General features: G+C 43.1%; 1 pseudogene. It reads left to right on the top strand.

Annotated features, from left to right (window positions below):
- A pseudogene (locus M3221_RS25975) lies at window positions 1–255 on the top strand (IS3-like element IS655 family transposase); the annotation flags it as partial.

Below are 255 nucleotides of genomic sequence, written 5' to 3' on the forward strand. Positions count from 1 at the left end.
CGTATTGGACGTATCATGAAGGAACAAGGGCTTGTTTCTTCCTATACGGTGGCACAGTTCAAGCCACAGAAAGCTCCGTGTAATGAGTCAGCCCAGGCAAACGAATTGAAACGCGAGTTTCAGCAGGTAGAAGCCAAAAAAGTAGTCGTCAGTGATTTAACATACGTCAAAGTCAAAAACAAATGGCATTACGTATGTATCTTTGTCGATCTCTTTAACCGCGAAATTATTGGCTTCAGCACAGGCCCAAACAAA

This window comes from Domibacillus indicus (assembly GCF_023715895.1).
Taxonomy (GTDB): domain Bacteria; phylum Bacillota; class Bacilli; order Bacillales; family Domibacillaceae; genus Domibacillus; species Domibacillus indicus_A.